Origin of the sequence: Acinetobacter sp. YH12045, assembly GCF_013419925.1 — a bacterium.
Taxonomy (GTDB): Bacteria; Pseudomonadota; Gammaproteobacteria; order Pseudomonadales; family Moraxellaceae; genus Acinetobacter; species Acinetobacter amyesii.
The window spans coordinates 161,080-183,899 of record NZ_VOZE01000003.1 but is presented as its reverse complement, the minus strand read 5'-3'; the positions used below and the strand labels follow the sequence as shown (position 1 = coordinate 183,899).

Here is a 22,820-nt window from a genome sequence, read left to right as displayed (position 1 = left end):
TCGCGGCATACGTAAAAATGCACATAACAACAGATCATGTATAACAATGAGGGCGAACGTATGAATGATTATCTGGGTGGTCCGCGTGGCCGTTTTGATGCCATGTATTATTGGGAACAGTTTCATCCCATTTTAAGTGCAGTAGCAATTCTCCTGATAGGTTGGGTCATTGCCTTATTGATTGCTGCTGGCGTCAAAAAAGTTTTGCAAAAATTAGGTACAAATCAAAAACTTTCAAATGCAACTGGGCACCGTTCCAATGTTGAAAATATAGTCTCCAGAGTTGTGTTCTGGATTATTTTGATCATTGCCGTCATTGGTGCACTCAATGTGCTGAATTTGACCAGTGTCAGCGGCCCATTCAGTAATATGATTCAGCAGTTCTTGTTATTTATTCCACAGCTTTTGGCTGCGGTAGCTGTAGGTTTTATTGGTTGGATCGTGGCAAGTTTGGTCAAAGTCGGTTCAAAGAAACTGCTGGATAAAACCCAACTCGATGAAAAACTCAGTTCCGAGGTTGGCGTCAGCCCAATCAGTCAAAATATTAGTGAAATTGTTTATTGGCTGATATTACTACTCTTCCTACCGATTGTTTTGTCGATCTTGGGTTTAAACGGTCTCTTGTTCCCAATCCAAAATATGGTCACTGAAGTTGTTTCTTATCTTCCCAATATCTTTATTGCCGGTGTCATCGTCTTTGTGGGTTATATCTTGGCGAAGATTGTACGAGGCATCGTGGAAGGCTTGGTGAACAGTTTGAGTTTGCAGCAGCAAGTCGAAAAAGTGGGCATGTTTAAAAACGCAAAACTTGCTCAAGTTTTGGGTAATTTTGTCTTTGCTATAGTCATTATCACTGCATTAATTGTGGCTTTCGAAGCACTTGGTATCGAGGCGATTTCTCAGCCGGCAACGGCCATGTTACATGAGATCATGTATGCGATACCGAATATTATTGCCGCAGGTTTAATCTTAATCTTGGCTTATGTGGTATCACGTTTTGTGGCACGTCTAGTGGTAGATGTGATCTCGGGTACTGGTGTCGATGCTGTACCTGAAAAATTAGACATTCAACGCTTTTTGGGCAATACCAAAGTGTCGGATGTGGTTGGTTGCCTGATCGTATTTTTCACCATGCTGTTTGCGGTATCTGAAGCCGCTAACCGTTTAGGCTTTGAACAAATCAGTGCCTTGATTGCGATGTTTATCCAGTTCGGTGCAAGTATTTTACTTGGTGCTGTGATCTTGGTGGTGGGCTTCTGGCTTGCCAATATTGTGGCAAATGTGGTGCAACGAGGGGAATACAACAGTTCACGTTGGTTAGGTAATTTGGTTCGTGTGCTGATTATGGGCTTGGTTGTAGCCATGGGCTTACGTGCCATGGGTATTGCTGACTCGATCGTAAATTTGGCCTTTGGTTTAACCCTCGGCGCGGTCGCAGTTGCTTTCGCTTTGGCCTTTGGTTTAGGCGGTCGCAATCCGGCGGAACGATTGTTATCAGATCTTATCGATAAAGCGAAACGCGAAGCCAATGAACCGAATCCAGTACAGGAACAGGCGAAGGCAAAAACCACATTTAATACGACTACATCGTCTGCAGCGAGTCCAACGCCATCAACATCTGTGATGACTTCTGAAGTGAAAACCGATGATGGCTATCCAAACATTCAACAGGCTGCTCCCGGCGTCAGTGAAAAAGAAACTGCGACGCCAGATCAGTTGGATGTAAACCCAAGTGATCAACCACAAAATAATCCATTTGGATCGACAGGCGAGGCTGAAAAACAGGTCGATGCACCTTCGGCACCTTTAACCCCGCCAAAACCAGATGATCCAAATTAAACTATTCTGTCTTTAAAAAAATCGGCCACGCTTAAGTGGTCGATTTTAATGCTCTATAAGGAATATTGTATGGCAAAAGCACCGAATAAATTTTTAGCCCCAGTGATTATTGCAGGGATCACGGTGGGTTTCTTGGCAAGCGCACGACGCTTTATTTTTGCAAAACCAAAACGCACTAATTTGGAGCAGGCAGAACAATCACCGCCAAACAGTGAAAAAAATTATACCAATCAGTCCAAAAATAATGATTGAAATTTACTCGAAAATTGGTATTTTAAGTAATAGTGATATATGGAATATTACTTAAAATATAAAAAATTAGGATTCATATTGCTGTCATGAATGACACTTATGATCCGTGCAAAGGAATGGCAAAATGGGGGTAATTTCAATGCTCAATACTTTAGTATCGACACTCAAACAAACCGCAAGCGTGCAACCACAACATATTTCAGTTGCCGTTGAAAAAATGGATATGACAATTCAACGAACTTCGTCGTCGTCAATATCATTATTTAAAACCGACTATCTTGAATAAGTCAGATCGGGCAAGAAAAAGGGCTGAATGAATCAGCCCTTTTTTTATGCAGAGATCTTCTGCAGGTTATATTTAATTAATTCTATGTCGAGATCAGACGTATTCAGAAGCTGCATGCGCAGAAGCCCATGCCCATTGGAAGTTGTATCCACCTAAATGACCTGTTACATCAAGTACTTCGCCAATAAAGTACAAACCTTTCTGTTTTTTACTTTCCATGGTTTTTGATGAGACTTCAGTGGTATCCACACCACCCAGTGTAACTTCAGCAGTACGGTAACCTTCAGTGCCTGATGGTTTTACTTCAAAGCTTTCTAAACGGCTTGCAATGTTTTCTAGTTTTTCATCACTGATATTGCCAATGGCTAATTCAGCTTGTTCAGGCCAAATCAGATTTTGTAATTCCACAACCACGCTTTTCGGTAAGTGTTCATTAAACAGTGTGCGCAGTAACACTTTTGGTTGACTAGATTTCTTAGATTTGAGGAAATCTAAAACATCTAAAGCTGGCAGGAAATTGATGTTAAAGCGTTGACCGACATCCCAGTAGTTTGAAAGTTGTAAAGAGCTTGGACCACTTAAACCACGGTGAGTAAAGAGTAAAGCCTCAGTAAAACTATTTAACTCATTCGATAACGTCGCTTCAACAGCATTGCCGCTCAAGCGAGTGGTGACTTCTTTAAAACTATCGGAGAAAGTGAAGGGTACTAAGCCTGCACGAGTGGGGTAGACAAAATGACCAAATTGTTTGGCAATCTCATAGCCAATTCCTGAACCACCTAACGTTGGAATGGACAGACCACCACTGGCAATAACCACCGATTCTGCTTCAAAATAGCCTAGATTGGTTGCCACTTGAAAGCCTTGTTCAGGCAAGGCATTGACTGCTTTTACTTCACAGTTGGTTTTAATATCGACCAAACCAGTTTTGTCACATTCTGCCAATAGCATGGCGAGAATTTCTTTTGCACCATTTTGGGTAAATAACTGCCCATGTTTGCGCTCTTCGTACTCAATGCCATATTCGCAGACCATACCAATGAAGTTCCAGTTGGTATAGCGAGTTAATGCCGAAATAACAAAGTGCGGATTATGTGAAATATAATTTTCTGGTTCGACATACAAATTGGTGAAATTGCATTTACCACCGCCAGACATTAGGATTTTTTTGCCAACTTTATTAGCTTTTTCAACCACCAAAACTTTGCGTCCACGCTGCGCCGCTTTATATGCCGTCATTAAGCCTGATGCACCAGCACCTAAAACAAAGACATCATATTGATTTTGCGACATGGTAAGTTTCCGCGTGGAAGAAAGGACGCAGGATTATACGCTTTTTAGCGCTTCGGTTGAACCTTTCAAGCGACCTTGTAGGCCACCAGTATGGATCACTAAAACACGCTGATGGTTTTTAATCTGACCCCGCTCAATCATGCTGAAAATACCTCGCAGCATTTTAGCCGTATAAACCTGTTCTAATGGAATCGCAAAGCGTTGTTCAAAGTCATGCATAAACTGTAAAAGTTCCGGCGTTGTTTTGGCATAGCCACCACAGCAAAATTCATCACTGATGCTCCAATTGGTTTTCTGTGTCAACTGAGCAACATCGTCGCAAAGAAAATTGCCTTTGAGCGCTGAAAAACCAAGAACAAGTTGATGTTCCGCACTGGCTTCGATCAAGCCCGTTATGGTTCCACCTGTACCGACTGCACAGCAGATGAGATCAAAATTTTGTTGATTTTCATGGCTTAAGATTTCCGTACAGCCACGGATAGCCAATGCATTGGTTCCACCTTCAGGAATGACATAGTATTCGGGATATTGCTGTCGTAATTGCGCTAAAGCGTCTGCTTGTTTCTGTTCTCGATACTGTTGGCGTGTGACAAAACTGAACTGCATACCAAACTGTTCGGCGGTGGCTAAAGTAGGATTTCGGGCTTGATGTTGTAATTCTTCCCCACGGATGATGCCTAGACTGCCGAAACCAAATAAATATGCAGCATATGCAGTGGCTGCAATGTGATTTGAATAAGCACCACCAAAGCTAAGCACCTGTTTAAACCCTAATTTCTGCGCCTCAATAAAATTATATTTGAGTTTATAAAATTTATTGCCTGATATTTGTGGGTGTACCAAGTCCAAACGCTTAATACACAAATCAACCCCTTGATATTGAATAGTCTGCTCAGGAATGGCGTGGGCGATAGATTCAAACATGTTGGTGATCGTTATCTTGGTGGTTAGAGTTCAAATAGGTAGGCATTGTAAAACGGGAGGTGCAGAAGATAAAATCCTTTGCATCTTAGTCAGTTCAACTCTGCTTATAGCACTTCACTGTCGATATCTGCTAACTAGCAACATCAACGGAGGTGACGACAGACATACCGGGTCTTAAGTTTTCCAAACCTTGTTGATTGGGATCAATTGCAATTTTCACGGCGATGCGTTGCACGACTTTAGTGAAATTTCCTGTGGCATTGTCAGGTTTCAATACACTAAATTCAGAACCAGCCGCAGGGGAGATTTGCTCAACTTTGCCGTAAAATTTTTGATGTTTCATGCCATCGACGCTGAACCACGCTTTTTGACCAATATGCATATCTGCAATTTGCGTTTCTTTAAAGTTGGCAGTCACCCAGCGCTGCTGTGGAATTAAATACATCAGTTGAGAGCCTGCCGCAACATATTGACCAATCCGTGGGCTGACTTCGCCAAGTTGACCATCCATAGGTGCCACAATCGTGCTGTAGTCTTTAGTGGTCACTGCCTGATCAAATTGTGCTTTGGCACTATTCACTTGCGCTTTAAGCCCTGTCGCTGCAACTTGTGCAGTTTTGAATGATTCTTTGGCAACTAGTAAATTGGCTTCTGCTTGATGAAGTTGGGCCAAACTATTTTTAGCGTCTGCAATCGTTTTATCTTGTTCTGATTTCGATGCAGCGCCAGTATTGCCGAGTTGTTGGTAGCGCGTCATTTGTGCAAGAGCTAATTCATAGGCCGCACGTGATTGGTCCACTTTCGCTTCGGCTGCCGTAATATCTGCTCTGCGTTGTTCAATGGCCTGGCTTTGATTGGCAAGTGAGTTCTGTGCTTGTTCCACCCCAGATTCAGCCTGTGTGACTTTTTGATCATAGGTCGTTGCATCGATATGCATAAGCACTTGACCTTTTTTCACATGATCAAAATCCGTCACCAAAACATCTTTCACATAACCATTAATTTGTGATGAAAGCACCGTGGTTTTGCCTTTGACATAGCTATTTTCAGTCGACTCGATACTGTTATGAAATGGACCAATCCGCCACGCCCATAAGATCAGCGCAATTCCCAACAAGAGGATGATCAACATGAAAATCAGGGTATGCTGCGGCGTAGAAATAATCTTGCTCGATGGCGCAGGCATAGCAGTTGCTGTTTGTGGTTGCTGCGGTGCTGCTTGCTCAGTGGGTTTATGGTCTTCGGTCATGGTGTTCTCAATATCAATTAGGTCATTTGGCTGTGGCTTATGTTGTTTAAGTCGGGAAAATTTTAGCTACTATCCGTGCGTTGCTGTTGGCGTAATTGATATTTATTTTTGCCAATCAGCAATAAACCCCAAAGCAACAATAAAACGGCGAAGATACCATTTAAAAAAATCACATCGTTATAGGCTCGAACTTGGGCTTCTCGAGTGATGGTTTGATTAAGGCTACGTATGGCTTGTTGTTGGTCTAAATTGGGGTCTAAAGAATATTGATGCGCACTTTGCGCCAATTGTTGTAGGCGCTGTTCGACTAAAGGGGAGGTTTGCGATAAATCGTTATAAATCTGTGCCTGATAGGTTTGGGTACGCATTTGCTGATAGGTCGAAAAGAACGATGATCCGACCAGTCCCCCAAAGGTCTGTGTCGCAGAAAACAGTACGATAAACGTCACCATGTGCGATGGGCCTTTTTGCAAAGCACTGACAATGCCTGTAAGCAAAAGTGGGCCAATAAACATGCCACTAGCAAAGCCCACCAAAAACTGACTCCAATAAAAATCATGCGGTCGAACATCACTGGTCAGGTGGTAATCCAGCGCACAGGCAAAGAGCACGAGACCTGCTGCACCGAGTAGATGAAGCACGATTTTTTCTTTGGAAAAGGTCAGGGCACTAAACACTGTTCCTAAGACAATCCCGATCAGCACGACGGTATAAAAGGAAACAAATTGGTCGGGTCCCATGCCCATGGTTTTCAAAAAATTCACGGCTGCATAGCTTTGTTCTGACATGAGAAAGCGAATGGCAAAGGCACCGATAATAAAACTTACGGTCGACGATGTTCCGAGCCAGCGTGTGACAATCAGGGGATTGACCCGAAAATGTTCATAGGTCAGACCGACAACTAAAAGAATCAAAGCGGCGATGAGTAAATAGGCCAACCATTCAGCCTCAAACCACCAAAGAATCGGGCCTTGAGTTAGCACGATACATAGCAAAGCAAAGCCGGGTGCTAATAATGCAAAGGTGAATAAATCTTGCTTTTCAAACACCTCGATTCTTAAACTTCGTGGCAATTTAAGAGAGACCACCATCGCCAAACAACATAAGGCTAGACCTAATTCAAAGGTGTAAAAAATAGACCAATCATTTACATCGACCAAATAGGGAGACATGATCCATGCCAGCGGAATCCCCAACTGCTGAAAGCCCAAGGCTAGATAAAGCCCACGACCAAAATGAGCACGTTTAAACGCTTGCATGATGTAATACATCCCAAGCGAACTGAGGGGAGCTGCAAGTAAGCCACTGATCACCCGTGCAAAAATTGCCATTTCATAGGTATGGACGAATAAATGCAGCAGCATTACCGCGATAAATAATACCAAGCCAATTTCTGAAAATAGCCTAAGTCCATATTGTTGGCGGGCTTTAAATAAGATTAGGTTGGAGCTGACATTGGCCATAACAAATGCTGCAGGAATCCATGCCGCTTCTGAAGGCGTTAAGCCATATTCACCTTGTAGAAGGGGTAAATTTGCAGTGATAAATCCATTACTTAAACTCCCCGAGATCGCAACAAATAAACCGATAAAGAAGTATAAAAAACGCTTATAGGTGGGATGTGCAATGGCAGCGGGAGATCCGGGCAAAGTCGGTTTTTCTTCGGGTGTCCAATCCGGAGCAGGTTCTAATAAACGCGGTGATTTGGACATGACGTGTTACCCGCAAATACCATGTAGTAAAAATTCCACGGCACGTTTGGCGAGTTTTTCCTGATCTGCTTCGGTATGGCCTTGCAAAGCTGCACGTAAAATGGAGGTGACCATGGCATAGTCCGCCGGTTTAAAGTCTGCTCGGCAGCGACCATTTTGAATAGCCTGATCAATCATCGGTTGCAATATGGCATCACGTCGTTGGTATATTTCAACCATGGCGGCATCATCCCGATCGATCACACGCCAATATTCCATTAAAGCCGTGAGATAGGGAATATTATAAATATGGTCTTGAATGAGGCGAATAAATCCATCATCGAACTGTGCATAATTAAGCGCACGCTGTTCAAGTCGGTTCAAGGCAGCTTGCATTAAGGCGAGTACCAACTCACGACGGTCATTAAAATTACGATAAAACGTCGCACGTCCAACTTGAGCCTGATCCATTATGAGTTGTAGAGGAGCATTGATTCCGTGAATACGGAATACCTCAATCGCAGCTTCTAAAAGGATTTCACGATTTTGTGCAGCGAGTTGTTGACGTGTGGACATTATTCTTTGGCATCATCATTTTAAATTTATCTAGATATTAAACGGACAAAAGTGTCCGAAGTAAAATCGTATTCGATAGCAGTTTTGTAACTTGTCTTCTATGTAGTTAAATAAAATGAATCAATTATTTATTTTTAAAAGGAAATATTTTTCTATCGGCATCAGTTTGCATCCGCATTGGAAAGACCGTCGAGACATAATTCCTGACAATTGACCCTAAATCGGCAGATAAATAAGGTGAATATCTGCACAAAAATGCTATGCTGAATTTATAAGCAAGATAATTATAAAAATGGAGGGCATTCAATGAGCAAATTAAGTCGGGCTGTGTTGCCTATGCTATGCCTGTGCAGTTTTTGGATGGTGGGTTGTGATACGACAGACGAATTGCATCGTCCTCAGAATGAACATCGCACCATGATCATTGGCGGTGTCCCTGTGAATGACCATGACTATAAATTGCCCCGTGAAGATGTTGCACTCAATGAAGCCGCTGCGGATGACGACTAGCAGATAGTTCCGTCAAAAAATAGGGTGGACATACTGTCAGTACACGGTAGTGAGACGTGACATGTAAAGAGTCACAGATGCAGTGTGCTACGTCAGATGTGTGAACATTTTGAAGTAGACGTCTTACTTCTGCAGTTTAGTTTGTTGGATTAAAGCCTTACAAACATTTAAAAAGGCTCTGTACTCGCCCAGTATGCCCGAACTGGAATGAACCGTGGTTCAGATGCTTAAATCAGGTCAATCTATCAGGTCTATTTGCCAATTGGATGCCTGAATTTCTAAGTTATTTTGTCTAAGTTGCTGACTAATATTGTCGGCCTGTTTTTGTAAATCTGCCACTGCAATGGTTTTAATCCAACGGATTTCACTCGAGCTATAACGACCATTTTCACGGCGTGAGCTGTCAATCGCTTGTTGCAAGATACGATGCTGTTGGGTCAATAAATCACGTTCATTGAGCACTGAAAGCACGGAGCGTCCAGAACTGGTTTTAGCCTGTGCATTGGTGGCGTGAATCTTTTCAATTAAGCCATAAAGTTCTGTATTTACGGCAAATGCTTCTTGAATTAAAGCGTTCGGTTCTTCGCTAGGTGCATCACCTTCTTGAATGAGCACGTTGTTATTGATTCGTTGTTGCAGCGAGGCCAATTTAGTTTGTAAGTCACTGCGTAAAAGTAGGGCTTCGGCTAATTTCATTGTCTTGATATTAATTTGTACTTTTAGCGATCATGCGATGGATTAATGCGGTATTCAAGTTATTTATAGTGAAAAATTTGGTCAATTGAAATATACACTGCAAATTATAGGGAGAAATTCAGATATTCTATCTGTAAAATTGCCACGAATTTAAGTGAAAACGGTGTGATAGTGGAATCATTTTGGATATTAGGCTCGATTGCGGCAGCACTATTACTTGGTGCCATGAGCCCGGGGCCAACGTCAATTTATGTGGCGAAAAATTCCATTGCGATTTCACGTAAACACGGTTTATTTACTGCACTTGGTACAGGTTTGGGCGCTGCAATATTTGGGCTTTTAGCGGTATTGGGTTTGCAGGCATTTTTGTTGGCTGTACCTTCTGCTTATTTGGCTTTAAAAATTTGTGGTGGTTTATATCTGCTTTGGATGGCATTTAAAATTATAAAACATGCCAAAGAACCGATTGGAGCAGGAGATGATGTTAGTTCGCAAATGTCATTGCGCCGTGCATTTACCACTGGTTTAATTACTCAGTTGTCGAATCCGAAAATTGCAATTGTGTTAGCCAGTATTTTTACGGCACTTTTACCGAAAGAGATTCCAACGTATTTTTACTTTGTACTGCCAGTTTTGTGTTTCTTTATCGATGCAGGGTGGTGCTCATTGGTCGCTGTGGCTTTATCGGCAGAAAAACCACGCAAAGTTTATTTGAAGTTTAAAGCGGGTTTTGATCGGGCAGCTGGGGCAGTGATGACAGTGCTTGGGTTAAAGCTGATTTTTGGGATGAAGTGATTGAACGAAACAAAAAAGCCTCTACGAATAGAGGCTTTTTTTATTGGGTTTATTTTTAAATTTACCATGAAATTCTCTCTCCTTTTAGGAGGTGAGAAGCACTGCTTCGTAAGGCGTGATGTTTATGCTTTTTACCTTACTTTTAAAGGATCAAAAGTAACATAACTCCTTTGTTCGTTAGGATTCACCTCCATGTGCCGCTAACGAACGATCGACTTCCATGTCGCAAATCACCTAATTGAATACTGTTTTAGCTTTCAAAAAAATCTAGAAAAGAGCTAGGTAGTGGTGATAAAACCAAGAAAAAGCCTCTACAGAGTAGAGGCTTTTTCTGTTCTAAGAAATCGTTTCTTTTATTTAAGATTAAACTTAGGTGAAATTAGAAAATAATATCCATCATTCTTGTAATGAATTAGATATTGGATTCATAGCTTTTTTCCATTCGATCCAAGTACAAACTAAACAAACAGGTAGGATAAGCACAAATTCAACAAATAAAAAAAACTTAGATCCTGCACCTACTGCTAAATCAATAACTAAGATTATTGGCGACCACATCAAGCCTATAACCAAGCCGTATAAAGTTGCGCGAGAGAAACTAGCTGAACCAATTTTAACTGCATAAAAATGTTCGAATAACAACTTACTAACTAGCGCAGGTAGTAATCCTATTAAATATCCAAAGGGTAAGATAAATACGAATGCTAGTAGCATTGGAAAAATAATATGTGGAGTGATTAATCCATGTAAAAAGCGACTAGGGTCATCAAGAAATATAAGTAAATGAAATGAGAGCGTAAAAAGTAAAGTTCCAAGCAGTGAACCAATTGCGATGAATGCAGAATTATCATGAATAAAATTTTTAAAGAGTTTCATATAATTTTTATTGATTGATTTTTAAGTGTTATAGCATAAAAAAGCCCCTACATCGTAGAGGCTTTTTCTTATCTTAATCTAAAAAATTAAGAAACTTTATCACCCGGTTTAGCACCAGTTTCAGGTGAAATCACCCAAACACCTTCGCCATTACCCGCAGCTAAAACCATACCGTTAGAAATACCAAAACGCATCTTACGTGGTGCAAGGTTCGCCACCATCACCACCAATTTGCCTTTAAGGTCTTCAGGTTGGTAGAACTCACGAATACCGCTAAACACGTTACGTGGCTCAGCTTCGCCGACATTTAAGGTCAATTGAAGCAGTTTGTCTGAACCTTCAACGTGAGCAGCTTCTAAAACTTCCGCTACACGTAAGTCAACTTTCATAAAGTCTTCGATACCGATAATTTCAGCTTCGCCAACTTTAAGCTCAGGTTTCTTTTCAGCTTTCTTCTCTTTTTTCTTCTCAGCTTTTGGTGCTTCCGCAGGTGCAGCTAAAGAGTCTTTAGAAGCATCAACCATAGCAGCAACAGCTTTTGGATCTACACGCTGCATTAATGGTTGGAATTGAGCAATTTGATGATCCACCAAAATCGTTTTACCAGACGCAAAGTCGAAAGATTCTAATTTTAAGAAGCTTTGAACTTCTGCTGCCAATGTAGGAAGTACTGGTGCAAGATACACAGCCAATTGACGGAACAAGTTGATGCCGACAGAACATACGTCATGAACTTGTTGTTCTTCGCCTTCAATTTTCGCTAAAGCCCAAGGCTTTTTCTCGTCGATATATTGGTTGGCTTTGTCCGCAAGCGCCATGATTTCACGGATGGCTGCAGAGAACTCACGTGCTTCATATTGAGCAGCGATTGAAGCGCCTGCATCAATAAAGCTTTGTACCAATTCAGGCTCTGCACACGTTGCAGAAAGTTTGTTATCAAATTTAGTATTGATGAATTTCGCACAACGACTTGCGATGTTGACCACTTTACCCACTAAGTCAGAGTTTACTTTCTGAACGAAATCATCAAGGTTCAAGTCAGAATCTTCAACTTTGTCAGAAAGCTTAGATGCAAAGTAGTAACGTAAATATTCAGGGTTTAAATGCTCTAAGTATGTTTCCGCTTTAATGAACGTACCGCGAGATTTAGACATCTTCTGACCATTTACAGTCAAGAAACCGTTGACGAATAAGCTTGTTGGGGTGCGGTAGTTTGCACCTTCAAGCATTGCAGGCCAGAACAACGCGTGGAAGTAAACGATGTCTTTACCAATGAAGTGATAGACTTCATTTTTAGAATCTTTTTTCCAGTAGTCGTCAAAGCTTAGGTCAGGACGTTTAGTCTTGATGTAGTTTTCAAAGCTCGACATATAGCCAATTGGCGCGTCTACCCAAACGTAGAAGTATTTGTTTGGCGCATCAGGAATTTCAAAACCGAAATAAGGCGCATCACGGGAAATATCCCAATCTGACAAGCCTGCTTCAAACCATTCATCCAGTTTGTTGGCAATCGACACAGGTAAACGACCTTCGTCACGTGTCCATTTTTGCAGGTATTCACCAAAGTTCGGTAGCTTAAAGAAGTAGTGATCTGAAGATTTCTCTACAGGTGTCGCACCGCTCAAAGTCGATTTTGGATTGAGTAATTCAGTTGCGTTGTATGTTGTACCACACACTTCACATGAGTCGCCGTATTGGTCTTCCGCTTTACATTTCGGGCATGTGCCTTTAATGAAACGGTCAGACAAGAACATTGCTTTTTCAGGGTCAAACAATTGCGTCACAGGGCGTACAGCAATGTTGTCCGCTTCACGGTTCTTAATGTAAATCTCTGAAGCGCGTGCTTGGTTTTCAGGGCTATTAGTTGAGTCGTAATGGTCAAAGTCAACTCTAAAGCCAGCAAAGTCACGTTCATGTTCTTTTTGCACATTGGCAATTTGCTGTTCAGGCGAAATACCATTGGCTTCCGCACGTAGCATAATCGCTGTGCCGTGAGCATCATCCGCACATACATAAGTCACGTTATGACCCATTGCACGCATGGCACGAACCCAAATATCAGCTTGGATATAACCGAGTAAATGACCCATATGAATTGGGCCATTCGCGTATGGAAGGGCGTTAGTAACTAAAATATTACGCACGGATATGACTCTCTCATTCGTATTTATGCAATGGGCTGTAATTTTACATGAGATAGCCAGTACTTGCACAAGGGAATAGGTGAAATCTTTGCAAAAGTAAAAAAATCTATATTGCTGACACAATTACAGTGATAATAGGGCATAACTGTGATGCTTAAGAGTAAGAAGCCCATGTATGAAGATGACTATGATGACGATCAGCCAATCACTCGTATTCCTCAAAATGAACAGCGTCATAAATTGGGGTATCACATTATTAAAGATGCGCAGCAATATTTAGAACAGATTTCTGCAGATGAGCATGCCTTACTGATTCAAACCCTGCGTCATTTGGCACAAGATGAGCCTTACTTCGAGGTATTGGCCGATGAGCTTGATCAACCTATAGAAATGAAAGTGGCAAATGACGCCTTAAACTTGTTGTACTTTTGGCAATTGCTGCATCAACATGAAGATCAAAAACAGTTTCATTTACTCGATGCGATTAACACCGAGTTTTTTCAGACAGAAATGTTGAAAGCCTTTGATGCTTTGAATATTGGTGAACATAAAGCACAGCGCCGTCAGGTACTTCTAGATGCGTTTAAACTGTATAAATTAGACATCCATACAGGCTGTGTCCCTGTGTTATATGCACAGCTTGAAGGTATTTTGACGGACGTCTTGATTCAAACCGGTTTCTTAAATCAAAACGGCACTAAATTTGTCGATGTCTATAAAATTGTACCGGGGCTTAAAGGCAGTGAAATTAAAAGTCTGTGGCACAAATCTAAAATTGCCAATGAGTTGAATCCGTATTTTGCCGAATTAGCTGCTTATCAAATGGATAGCAGTTCAACAATTGCGATGACCCGCCATAATATTTTGCATGGTACCGATGTCGCGCATTTTAATCAGGGACGGAGTTTCATCCTGTTTATTTGGCTGTTTTCCGCAGTGAGCTTTATGAGTACGGTCAGCAAATAAGTTTAATTTCAAGAGATCAATGCATCGGAATGGCGTTGGTCTCTTTGCACAACATCATCCTTTAAAATTAAAAGCTTCGAGTAAAATCGACCATGGATATTTGCATCAAGCCATTGTGAAAATAGGCAATCACATGGCGTTTTCCTGTGGTTGATTTGTTTCTAAATGCGTCTATTTCAGGTATCTGCTTCAAATCGCGTTATAACTATTGTTAGACAATAACAGAGAAGAGGCGAGAACGATGACAACTGAAAATAAAATTGATCAATTGAAAGATAAAGCGTCAGAGTTGGGTGATGATCTAAAGCTCAAAGCCAAAGAGGCTCAACTTGAAGGTGAAAAAGCACTCGATGGTACAAAGCATAAAGTTGAAGAACTCAAGCTTGAGGGTGAAAAAACCTTAAATGACGCCAAACATGAACATGCAGAACAGCATGCTGAAACCAAAGACCGTCTAGAGCAGTTAAAAGCAGAAGCGAGTCATAAATTTGATGAAGCCAAAGTCAAAGCTTCCGAACTTAAACATGAGGCTGTCGAAAAATTTGATGAACTCAAAGTGCAGGCGACAGAGAAATTTGACGAGTTAAAAAAGAAAGCCACTGACACACTGAATAAGTTTAAAAAAGATGACCAAGCTTAAATTAGGTCTGATGAAAAAAGCCGTTCTATAAAGAGCGGCTTTTTTAGGTTTTATTGTTTTAATCCATCCAAATTTTCAGTCTTAATATTTTTGACTTGATCATCGACTACGGTAATCACGTAGCGCATATTGGCAATTTCGTAGGTGTAATCTACCGCCAATTTTGCAGGCAGATTTTTCTCTTGCAGCGGATAGGACACCATTTTCATCGGAGAGGCTTGCATACGCGAGCGCATGAGATCGAGGCTATCACCAATCGCTACAGTTTGTCGGTCAGGTGTTTGAATGGCTTCAGTCATAACTTCTGCATGGGCTGCTGAAGTCAGGAGCATCAAGGCACATAAAGCCGTTTTATACATATTCTTCTTATACACAGTCTTCTGATACATCGTCATCCCCATTTTAAAAACTAAAAAGCACAAAATGTGCCTTTAGATTGCACATCCATCGCTATGATTATTCTGTTGAAACGATTGAAATATAAACTGAAATTACGCTGTAAAAGTATGGTTGATATGTAATTTAAAATTTAATGGCTTTGGTTTAGCCGCATAGATCAACTATAAGGGCATTTTAAGTGGCACACGCTTGAAAACTTGCTTGAAAGCTGACTAAATTACTCACTGATGTTACGCAGTAACATCAGACGCACCGTTTGCTTCAAATAAAAGAATGATACGCGGTAAGGTCATCCGCAAGTGTTTGAGACAGGACTCCTTCTAATCAAAAATGGTTTTGCGATACTTTGAATAATTTGACGCTAGTGAACGAGTTTTGCGGATGACAATGGTTTTGGGTACTTTTGCCAAAACAAAAGTACCTCCAGCCGAAGGCTAATCTCTTTATTCAAACCCTAGATATAAGACTCCGTTGAATAGACTTAAAAATCATTTTTAAAATGCGAAATTACTTTTAGGTGCGTAACATCAGTTACTCAACTTTATAAGCTTATAGGGATAAGTCATTCATCTCCCTCTTACTCTGGGGCAGATGAACAGGTAAACTATCGCTATTATCTTTTGATGTTCCTGTTTGGAGACAACATAATGTCGTGGCTTTCTTCTCTAAAATCTGTGTTTTCACCCTCCCAAGAGGTGAAAGAGGAGGAAATCCAACAGGTTTTACAAAACTATGTACTTCCCAATTCAAATAATGCCTTAAAAGACCGTATTACTCAGGTGAATGTGCAAGGTCAGATCTTACAGATCACGATTAATACCTTTCCTTCAGAAGCCGATGACTTACAAAAAATCCATGATGATTTGGCTGATGCGTTAGAAAAATGCGGCATTAACGAGCTGAATATGCATGTGATTCAACAAAAAACAGGGCATAAATCTGAAGGTGGTTGTGGTCATCATCATGCAGAAGGCGAAAGCTGTTCTAGCCAAGAAAAAGCTGAGAGTTCAGCAGCAAAAAGTCAGTTACCTCCAGTTGTGGATGCGTCTGCGAAAACACCCGAAGCACCTGCCGAAGTTGATCCGAATAACCCACCGATTCAAAAAGCCGCTCCACAACAGCGTGATGTACCGAAACACCCACGCATTCAAAATGTCATTTTGGTGTCATCTGGTAAAGGTGGTGTGGGTAAGTCAACCACCACAGTGAATTTGGCGCTTGCATTACAACAACTGGGTTTAAAAGTTGGGGTATTGGATGCAGACATCTATGGTCCAAGTATTCCAACGATGCTTGGCAACGCAGGCCGTACGCCGATGATTGAAGCTGAGCAATTTGTTCCCATCGAAGCCTATGGTATGGCTGTACTTTCAATTGGTCACTTAACTGGGGATAACAATACGCCAGTGGCTTGGCGTGGGCCGAAAGCGACGGGGGCGTTAATGCAGCTCTTTAACCAAACTTTATGGCCTGATCTGGATGTATTGGTCATTGATATGCCACCAGGCACAGGTGATATTCAGTTAACGCTTGCACAGCGTATACCAGTGACAGGTGCTGTGATTGTGACGACACCACAAAACGTTGCATTAATGGATGCGACCAAAGGTATTGAGTTGTTTAACCGTGTACACATCCCTGTGATGGGCGTGGTTGAAAATATGTCGACGCATATCTGTTCGAACTGTGGACATGAAGAGCAAATCTTTGGCACAGGTGGTGGCGACCAACTTTCAGCCCAATACGACATTCCACTCTTAGGCCGTTTACCGCTGAACGTACAAATTCGTGAAAATGCCGATGCAGGGAAACCGTCCGTGATTGCTGGTGATGATGCTGCTGAAAGCTATATGGCGATTGCGCAAAAAATTGCAGATGCATTGCCTCAAGCTGAAAAAGATAAAAACCGTATTTTCTAAGGGTGAACTGAAATTTAAGTTGATCGTATTAAAATCTGGCCTCGTGCCAGATTTTTTATAACGTGGTATTGGGAGTGTTTGAAAATTATGAGTACTGAACTTTAGACATTCAACGATGTCTATGAATTACACATCTAAAAAACGATTTGCACAATTTCTTATTTTTCCTGCGATTATAAGCCGTATGCCAAGGATAAAATTCTTGAGGCATATCAAAGGATGTCGCGTTTGTACTTAGTTTTTACAAAATAGCTTTCACGATATTTCTATTATTTTGGCTAGGATCAATTCTTTGAACGGCAGTAACTGTACAAACGCATTGTGTCTTAGATTTTTGCCAAATGTCCTCTGTTACAAGGGGCTTAGCATTGAAAAAATATAGAGGAACAAATAATTTTAAATATTATTTGAAGTCATTAAAACCCACCCATCAAATGAGGGTACGCCTTAGTCTAAGAAATTAAAAAGCCCGGTAATTACCGGGCTTTTTAATTGGTTTTTTAGGAGGAAAGAGACGGGTTTGCTTTACGTTTAGCAGTGATAATATTCACCGTAATTGCGATGATGACCATGAGAATGCCTACAATATCTGTAATGGTTTCTGGAATAATCATACACAGCGCACCCACACCTAAAAAAATACGCCAGAACCAGTTGAGATAAGTCTTGAAATAACCTTCAACTGCGGAGCCTAAAGCGAGAATTCCTATCACTGAAGTGACAGTAATACTCACTATAGTTGTCCATGCAGGAAAGGCAAATTCTCGAGCATTGACTGCAACATTGGTGGTATCAATCATCAGCATGGCAGGGTTATAAACGAATAAAAATGGAACAATAAAACCAGCAAGAGATAGTTTTAAGGCCTGAAACCCAGTGCGCATTGGATCACCGCCTGCAATTCCTGCGCCCGCAAAGGCGGCAAGGGCAACTGGTGGGGTGATGTTTGCAAATAAACCAAAATAGAACACAAACATATGCGCGACTAATACAGGGATATCAAAGTTTGCGAGTGCTGGTGCTGCCATGGTGGCAGTAATGATATAGGCCGGAATAGATGGAAGCCCCATGCCTAAAATCATCGATGCAATCATGGTTAAAAATAAAGTGAGAAAGAGACTACCTGCACCTAAACTCATAATTGAAGAAGTCATTACTGAACCAAAACTTGTCAGACTTACTACGCCGATAATAATACCAACGACAGCACAAGCAGCCATCACAGATAATGATTGTTTGGCTCCATCAACGAGCGCATCTAAAATATCTTTTACACCCATTCGTGTTGATTTTCTTAAAGCTGCTACAAAGATGGTCAGGACGATGGTGTAGACAGCAGCATAGCTCACAGGAATATTTTGAAATAAGAAAAAGACCAGTGCCAAAATTGGAATAAGTAAATGTCCACGCTCTTTTAGAACTTCTTTTACTTTAGGTAAATCAGCTTTAGGTACGCCTTTCAGATCATCTTTACCCGCACGGAAATGAACTTGAGCCATGACGCCAAGGTAATACAATAAGGCAGGTAATAATGCGGCTAGTGCAATCGTGCCATAACTCACGCCAGTTGTTTCGGCCATAATGAAGGCACTCGCACCCATGACTGGCGGCAAAATTTGTCCACCGACGGATGCACTGGCTTCAACGGCACCAGCAAAATTCTTGTGATAACCAATTTTTTTCATCAATGGAATGGTAAATGAGCCTGTGCCAACAACATTGGCAACAGCAGTTCCATTAATACTGCCCATAAATCCACTTGAAATTACAGCAACTTTGGCAGGACCACCTTGTTTATGACCCGCCAATGCCATGGCAAGATCATTGAACAATTTCCCCATACCTGATTTTGCAAGAAAAGCACCAAAAAGGATAAATAAGAAAATAAAAGTGACGGATGCACCAATTGCCGAAGAATATAAGCCTTCGGTTTTTAAATACATATGTCCGAAAATGTCGCTGATGGTATAAGGGCGAGTAATTAATCGATCTGGCAACCAATCAAAGTGACTGATAAATGTATAGGTCAGGAAAATTAAACTTAAAATGGGCAGCATCCACCCCATGACCCGGCGAGTTGCTTCTATGACTAATACCACACTCATAATTGCAAACGCGATATCTAAGGTATTTGGAATACCACCTCGAGTGGTCATAATAGATTGATATTCTTTCCATAAATATAAAAAACTGAAGATGGAAAGCAAAGCCAAGAACCAATCGAGAAGTGAAATATGCTGCCGGGAGCTTGCTTGACGAGCTGGATAGAGTAAGAAAATGAGTGCTAGGCCAATAGCGACATGGGCTGCACGCTGTATTAACTCAGGTAAAGGATTAAACGTAATAAATAAATGAAATAATGAATAAAAGATCGCTACAAATGCAACAAAGTAGGTAACAGATTTGCTCATATTGATTCGAGTAACAGATTCCCGATCAAATTTTTCTAATATGGCTTGTTGTTGTTTCTCATCGAGTTGTTCTAATACAACTTTATCTTCTTTGGAATTCATAGGCATTCTCCAATCCACCAAGACTTCCATTTGGGTTGATATTGAACCGAGATGTTGACCAAACTATAGTCTGGGTAACTTTGAAAAATAGACCAAATTTTTTGGTCAGCGAGGATCGTGCCTTGCATATTTCTAGAAATCACCCAGTTGATTTCATCTATATTTTGATTGACCCGCATTCTAATCACACCATTTTTTTGAAACTCAATGGGATAATTTGAGGGTGTACCTGCACCAAATGAAATCAAATCGGTGTGGCGCAGTAAAAACTTATTCTTTTGACGCTGATATTGTTCAGACCAAGCCGTCTTTTCTACTGAATGCTTCCACTGTAAATCAAATTGATCAGTTGAAATTTTGCATATATCAGTTTCAACTCTAACCTGCGTATACAGTGTTGGATAGCTAGCATAGATTAAGAAGAACAATATAAAAAATGCAGTATAAACTGCATTTTTTTGAAGCTTATTATTTTTTAGCCACTTCATCATAGTAGCGTTTCGCGCCTGGATGTAGAGGCGCTACAAGGCCTTGTTGAGCACCTTCAAGCGTGATTTCTGTTGCTGCTTGGTGTGAAGTTGCCAATTGAGGCAAACTGTCAAAGAAAGTTTTTGTTAGTTTGTAGACATCATCATCCGATATATCTGTGCGAACAACTAATGCATTTTTAATTGCGGCAGTTTGAATGTCCGCAGTATTGCCATATGTGCCTTTTGGAATAATCATCGGTAAGAAATAACTTTGATCTTTAGCTATTTCTTTGACTTTATCTGCATTGATTGAAACTAACTGTAGATCAAAGCTTTGTTGAAGTTCCATGAGTGATGAATTTGGAATGCCACTAGTCAGGAATGCTGCATCAAGCTTGCCACCTTTTAAAGCATCAGCGGCTTCAGCATAGCCTAAATAATCAACTTTAATATCTTTATAGGTGATTCCAAAACCATTCAACAGTGTACGTGCATTTACTTCTACACCTGAATTTTGTGCACCTACAGCGATACGTTTACCTTTCAAATCTTCGATATTTTTGATCCCTGATTTTTTAGAGGTTACGATTTGTACGTAGTTGGGATAAAGCGCTGCGACTTGGCTGATATTCTCAACTTTACCATTTGCGAAACTTCCTGTTCCGTTCAGTGCTTCTGTTAAGCTGTCACTCATAACAAATGCCATTTCAACTTTATTCTGTTTGAGAAGGTTTAAGTTTTCGACTGATGCACCTGTAGTCTGAGTCTTAGAATTTACACCAAAAGTTTTGTTATAAATTTCTGCAAGACTCGTCCCAATCACATTGTAAGGTCCTGATGCTCCGCCAGTTGCAATGGTTACGAACTTAGTTTGAAGTTGGTTAGATGTAGCTGTTTCTGTGCTTTTTCCTTCCGTGGTATTTTTTGAAGTAGATTGATCATTTGAGCAAGCAGTAATACATGCCAAAGTGACCGAGAGTAACGTGAGTTTTGTCCATTGGTTCATAGAAACGTCCTTTTACACATAAATTTTGAATATTGATTTGATGAATTTTAGTTTTAATTTCCACTACTCAATTGAACATAACTTAATCAATTATTTTTGAAAAGTATTTTTTTTGATTTTTAGTTTCCAATAAATAATGGCTATGCGTAAGAATGGCATGGGGCGGTATTGTTTATTTTAATAATATTTTGTTACGTGTAATAACTGTAGGGTATGTATGGGGTTTATGTGAATTTTCTATTAATAAATATAAGTTCAAACTATTTCTTTGAATTGTAAAGTGCTCTGAATGACTGTTCAGCTAAGGTTCTGTTTTTTCTATTTAAGTTGCTGAATTCATAAAATTAAATAAGGAGTTCTCTATAAGCGATATCTATTTTTATTTTGCTAATACGAAACAACTGAATTAACCTTCGCGGATTAAGTTTGAGGTCAAAGTATGATTTCATGGTTTTTTATTGGTCTAGTTATCAGTATTTTGTTAACGCCGGGACCAACCAATACGTTACTCGCATCTTCGGGTATTCAAGTTGGGCTACGTAAATCATTCCGACTCATTCCAGCGGAAGCCTTTGGTTATCTTATTTCGATTAGCCTATGGGGTTTTCTCATCGGTAAAATTTCCGTATATCTACCTTTATTGCCGACCATTTTGAAATTGTTTAGTGCTGGCTATATTCTATTTTTGGCTATGCGATTATGGCGTACAGCAACTGTTGCTGAAAATTTTAATCAAAAGGGCATTCGTGCACGCGAACTTTTTGTTGCGACTTTATTAAACCCTAAAGCATTATTATTCGCTTCAGCGATTTTTCCTGCATTGGCTTGGCAAAATGCGCAGTATTATGTAGCTCACATGCTGATTTTCTTGCTGTTGATCGTTCCAATAGCATTCTTTTGGACTTTCCTCGGTTCAGTTTTGGCGTCGAATAAAATTAGTTGGCTCAATCAAGCCAATTTACAACGAACAGCGTCATTGGTCTTGGTTAGTTTTTCGATTCCACTGAGTTATTCTGCGATTTTAAAACTCTAAATTGATTTGAAAATGACTAAATCCGCTTAGTTCGGCAAAGCTTATTTTCATTAAGTCGGATTTCAGTTAAAGTACCACGCAATAATTGATTTAAGTTTTTGGATAGAGATAAATGGCTATTAAGTCTGATCGTTGGATTCGCGAAATGAGCGAAAAACACGGCATGATTGAACCGTATGCAGAAAACCAAGTCCGTTATGATGAAAATGGCGAAAAGCTTATTTCGTATGGCGTGTCGAGCTATGGTTATGACGTGCGCTGTGCTCGTGAATTTAAAGTCTTTACCAATGTTCATTCAGCAATTGTTGACCCTAAAAACTTTGACGATAAAAGCTTTATTGATATTGAATCAGATGTTTGTATCATTCCGCCGAACTCGTTTGCACTAGCACGGACAGTCGAATATTTCCGTATTCCACGTAATGTGTTAACCGTTTGTTTAGGTAAATCAACCTATGCGCGCTGCGGTATTATTGTCAATGTGACGCCTCTTGAACCAGAGTGGGAAGGTCACGTGACTTTAGAATTTTCGAATACAACCAACTTACCTGCACGTATATACGCGGGTGAAGGTGTCGCACAAATGTTGTTCTTCGAATCAGATGAAGTGTGTGAAACCTCTTATAAAGACCGTGGTGGTAAATACCAAGGTCAAACCGGTGTGACATTACCGAAAGCTTAATCCTTCGGATTGAGTTTAAAAAAGCGGGCGAATTAGCCCGCTTTTTTGTTGGGTCATTCAT

General features: G+C 40.6%; 21 protein-coding genes. 9 read left to right on the top strand and 12 right to left on the bottom strand.

Features of this window, described 5'->3' with window-relative positions:
• The first annotated feature begins 60 nt into the window (after positions 1 to 60).
• Together FTU02_RS05935 and FTU02_RS05930 are read left to right on the top strand one after the other, a co-directional pair.
• A complete protein-coding gene (locus tag FTU02_RS05935) occupies positions 61 to 1,839 on the top strand; it encodes a mechanosensitive ion channel (RefSeq protein ID WP_180156308.1) in 1,779 nt (592 codons plus the stop codon).
• Positions 1,840 to 1,908: 69 nt separating this feature from the next.
• Positions 1,909 to 2,091, top strand: a complete 183-nt coding sequence (locus FTU02_RS05930; protein WP_180156306.1) for a hypothetical protein — start codon at positions 1,909 to 1,911, stop codon at positions 2,089 to 2,091.
• Between the two features lie 379 nt (positions 2,092 to 2,470).
• On the opposite strand, the gene FTU02_RS05925 is transcribed toward FTU02_RS05930, so the two are convergent.
• The 5 genes from FTU02_RS05925 to FTU02_RS05905 form a co-directional block, all read right to left on the bottom strand.
• Complete coding sequence (locus FTU02_RS05925; protein ID WP_180156304.1) at positions 2,471 to 3,670, bottom strand: NAD(P)/FAD-dependent oxidoreductase; 1,200 nt, start codon at positions 3,668 to 3,670, stop codon at positions 2,471 to 2,473.
• A 33-nt stretch (positions 3,671 to 3,703) separates the two neighbouring features.
• Positions 3,704 to 4,594, bottom strand: a complete 891-nt coding sequence (locus tag FTU02_RS05920) for a 1-aminocyclopropane-1-carboxylate deaminase/D-cysteine desulfhydrase (protein ID WP_180156302.1) — start codon at positions 4,592 to 4,594, stop codon at positions 3,704 to 3,706.
• A gap of 130 nt (positions 4,595 to 4,724) precedes the next feature.
• The gene (locus tag FTU02_RS05915) at positions 4,725 to 5,843 is read right to left on the bottom strand and encodes an HlyD family secretion protein (RefSeq protein WP_180078201.1); all 1,119 of its coding nucleotides are present in this window, start codon (positions 5,841 to 5,843) and stop codon (positions 4,725 to 4,727) included.
• A 62-nt stretch (positions 5,844 to 5,905) separates the two neighbouring features.
• Complete coding sequence (locus FTU02_RS05910; protein WP_180156300.1) at positions 5,906 to 7,555, bottom strand: MFS transporter; 1,650 nt, start codon at positions 7,553 to 7,555, stop codon at positions 5,906 to 5,908.
• Between the two features lie 6 nt (positions 7,556 to 7,561).
• Positions 7,562 to 8,110, bottom strand: a complete 549-nt coding sequence (locus FTU02_RS05905) for a TetR/AcrR family transcriptional regulator (protein WP_180156298.1) — start codon at positions 8,108 to 8,110, stop codon at positions 7,562 to 7,564.
• A gap of 306 nt (positions 8,111 to 8,416) precedes the next feature.
• On the opposite strand from FTU02_RS05905, the gene FTU02_RS05900 reads away from it, so the two are divergent.
• On the top strand, positions 8,417 to 8,620 hold the full coding sequence (locus tag FTU02_RS05900; protein ID WP_078191077.1) for an NF038215 family lipoprotein: 204 nt from the start codon (positions 8,417 to 8,419) through the stop codon (positions 8,618 to 8,620).
• Between the two features lie 237 nt (positions 8,621 to 8,857).
• Here the strand turns inward: FTU02_RS05900 and FTU02_RS05895 are convergent, their stop codons facing one another.
• Positions 8,858 to 9,316, bottom strand: coding sequence for a DIP1984 family protein (locus tag FTU02_RS05895; RefSeq protein WP_180156296.1), 459 nt, complete (start codon positions 9,314 to 9,316; stop codon positions 8,858 to 8,860).
• 171 nt (positions 9,317 to 9,487) lie between these two features.
• Between FTU02_RS05895 and FTU02_RS05890 the strand changes: the two genes are divergently transcribed.
• Complete coding sequence (locus FTU02_RS05890; RefSeq protein WP_180156294.1) at positions 9,488 to 10,111, top strand: LysE family translocator; 624 nt, start codon at positions 9,488 to 9,490, stop codon at positions 10,109 to 10,111.
• A 396-nt stretch (positions 10,112 to 10,507) separates the two neighbouring features.
• On the opposite strand, the gene FTU02_RS05885 is transcribed toward FTU02_RS05890, so the two are convergent.
• Positions 10,508 to 10,987 (bottom strand): hypothetical protein, encoded by a 480-nt coding sequence (locus FTU02_RS05885; RefSeq protein WP_180156291.1) that lies wholly within the window; start codon positions 10,985 to 10,987, stop codon positions 10,508 to 10,510.
• Between the two features lie 86 nt (positions 10,988 to 11,073).
• A complete protein-coding gene (metG, locus tag FTU02_RS05880; protein ID WP_180156289.1) occupies positions 11,074 to 13,131 on the bottom strand; it encodes a methionine--tRNA ligase in 2,058 nt (685 codons plus the stop codon).
• A 171-nt stretch (positions 13,132 to 13,302) separates the two neighbouring features.
• Between metG and FTU02_RS05875 the strand changes: the two genes are divergently transcribed.
• Positions 13,303 to 14,097, top strand: coding sequence for a hypothetical protein (locus tag FTU02_RS05875; RefSeq protein ID WP_180156400.1), 795 nt, complete (start codon positions 13,303 to 13,305; stop codon positions 14,095 to 14,097).
• Positions 14,098 to 14,338: 241 nt separating this feature from the next.
• On the top strand, positions 14,339 to 14,737 hold the full coding sequence (locus FTU02_RS05870) for a hypothetical protein (protein WP_180007518.1): 399 nt from the start codon (positions 14,339 to 14,341) through the stop codon (positions 14,735 to 14,737).
• A gap of 50 nt (positions 14,738 to 14,787) precedes the next feature.
• Here FTU02_RS05870 and FTU02_RS05865 read toward each other — a convergent pair whose 3' ends face one another.
• Positions 14,788 to 15,126 (bottom strand): hypothetical protein, encoded by a 339-nt coding sequence (locus FTU02_RS05865; RefSeq protein WP_180021292.1) that lies wholly within the window; start codon positions 15,124 to 15,126, stop codon positions 14,788 to 14,790.
• 657 nt (positions 15,127 to 15,783) lie between these two features.
• Between FTU02_RS05865 and apbC the strand changes: the two genes are divergently transcribed.
• Positions 15,784 to 17,055: an iron-sulfur cluster carrier protein ApbC gene (gene apbC / locus FTU02_RS05860; RefSeq protein WP_180156287.1), complete on the top strand. Its 1,272-nt coding sequence runs from the start codon at positions 15,784 to 15,786 to the stop codon at positions 17,053 to 17,055.
• Positions 17,056 to 17,555: 500 nt separating this feature from the next.
• Here apbC and FTU02_RS05855 read toward each other — a convergent pair whose 3' ends face one another.
• Genes FTU02_RS05855 through FTU02_RS05845 form a run of 3 tightly spaced genes read right to left on the bottom strand, consistent with a single transcriptional unit; the run spans position 17,556 to position 21,044 of the window.
• Positions 17,556 to 19,568 carry a TRAP transporter permease gene (locus FTU02_RS05855; protein WP_180156285.1) on the bottom strand — a complete coding sequence of 671 codons (2,013 nt, stop codon included), beginning with the start codon at positions 19,566 to 19,568 and terminating at the stop codon, positions 17,556 to 17,558.
• Complete coding sequence (locus FTU02_RS05850) at positions 19,565 to 20,059, bottom strand: DUF1850 domain-containing protein (protein ID WP_227591861.1); 495 nt, start codon at positions 20,057 to 20,059, stop codon at positions 19,565 to 19,567. The genes FTU02_RS05855 and FTU02_RS05850 overlap by 4 nt, the downstream gene beginning before the upstream one ends.
• The gene (locus FTU02_RS05845) at positions 20,037 to 21,044 is read right to left on the bottom strand and encodes a TAXI family TRAP transporter solute-binding subunit (protein WP_180156284.1); all 1,008 of its coding nucleotides are present in this window, start codon (positions 21,042 to 21,044) and stop codon (positions 20,037 to 20,039) included. The genes FTU02_RS05850 and FTU02_RS05845 overlap by 23 nt, the downstream gene beginning before the upstream one ends.
• Before the next feature lie 439 nt (positions 21,045 to 21,483).
• Here FTU02_RS05845 and FTU02_RS05840 point away from each other — a divergent pair, with 439 nt between their 5' ends.
• A complete protein-coding gene (locus tag FTU02_RS05840; protein WP_180023160.1) occupies positions 21,484 to 22,077 on the top strand; it encodes a LysE family translocator in 594 nt (197 codons plus the stop codon).
• A 112-nt stretch (positions 22,078 to 22,189) separates the two neighbouring features.
• The gene (dcd, locus tag FTU02_RS05835) at positions 22,190 to 22,759 is read left to right on the top strand and encodes a dCTP deaminase (protein WP_005008040.1); all 570 of its coding nucleotides are present in this window, start codon (positions 22,190 to 22,192) and stop codon (positions 22,757 to 22,759) included.
• Positions 22,760 to 22,820 lie beyond the last annotated feature (61 nt).